A 1,195-nucleotide genomic window follows, 5' to 3' on the forward strand; every position below is an offset into this window, starting at 1 on the left:
CTAACCACCCCCCCCCCCCCCCCCCCCCCGAAAGCCCGGAAAAAAGGTATCGGACGGACGGTGTTTCCCGTATTGGCCTTCCTCCACGACAGCCGATCAGATCAGCGCCGCCACGTTGCTGACCATCGGCAACTTCCAGGCCTTCCTCAGCGACACGGAAATCAACCCCAGCACGGACAAGGCCAGCAAGACTTTAATCGCCACGCTAAAAACCACATGCCCGATACCCGGCAGGTAAAACGTCGACATCGCCAGCACGGTCAGTACCCAGATCACCAGTCCCTGCTTGGCGTGGAAGTAGACGTACTCGTCGGACTTGTTGACGAATAGCGGGACGAAACAAAAGATGCCGAGATAGCTCAACCCCGCCAGAAACCGCGACCGCAGGGTTTTCCCGCCGCGAAGGGTGTAAGAATTCATTTTCGTATCCTCGTCGCAATACGTCGTGCCCTGAAATTGGAGTCCGGGCCTCGAGCGGTTTCTAGTCGGCGTCTTCCCCGGTGGCCTCAACCTTGCGGCTTCGGACGTACCCATAAATCGCCGCGGCGCTGACGGCGCCGAGAAGAATGGGCCCCCAGACCCCGAGCCCCAGTCCCAACCCGAGGCTCAGGCCCTTCCCCGTCCAGATCGTGCCTCCGGTGGCGATCGCGCCCTTGGTCAATACGGCGGTGCCCCCGTTGGCCCCGGCCGTCACGGTCGCGGCCTTGCCGGCGATCGTCGCGGCCGACTTGCCCACCGTCGTGGTTTTGCCCACCGCCACGGCCTTGGCGCCGCCGATCTTGGCGCCGCCGACCTCGCGCTCGATTTCCCCTACGAGGGTCTTGCCGGCGACGCCGCCGCCGTTCCCTCCGGCCCCCATTGCGGGGCAAGCCCCCGTACCGGCCGCAGTGGTTATCGCCATGGTCACCCTCCTTGCCCGTACCTTGGCGCCGAGGCCAACTCCTCAGGCCCCGGCACCGTGATCCTGTCTGGAGTGAGCCATGGATCGATCCCGGATGCAAGAGCAAGGCGGTCACCTATCCGGCGCGGGATGCTAACCACATTTTCAAACATTGCTTATTCGGTTATAGTCCTGTCGGATATTTTTCCGATGGGTATGGGGCCCACGTGCCGGCTCTTTTCTGGGCGTCGCTGGGGGCAAGGCTGTCAAGTTTCGGCTTGCCGATAGTTTCAGATATCCGGTTTGGGGTGGCAT

The 1,195-nt window shown here is 62.8% G+C and carries 2 protein-coding genes; both read right to left on the bottom strand.

Annotated elements, in window-relative coordinates:
- Positions 1 to 96: 96 nt before the first annotated feature.
- A complete protein-coding gene (locus H7841_18565; protein ID MEO5338861.1) occupies positions 97 to 420 on the bottom strand; it encodes a hypothetical protein in 324 nt (107 codons plus the stop codon).
- Positions 421 to 481: 61 nt separating this feature from the next.
- Positions 482 to 901, bottom strand: coding sequence for a magnetic particle specific iron-binding protein (locus tag H7841_18570; protein MEO5338862.1), 420 nt, complete (start codon positions 899 to 901; stop codon positions 482 to 484).
- Positions 902 to 1,195 lie beyond the last annotated feature (294 nt).

The organism is Magnetospirillum sp. WYHS-4, from assembly GCA_039908345.1.
Lineage (GTDB): Bacteria > Pseudomonadota > Alphaproteobacteria > Rhodospirillales > GLO-3 > JAMOBD01.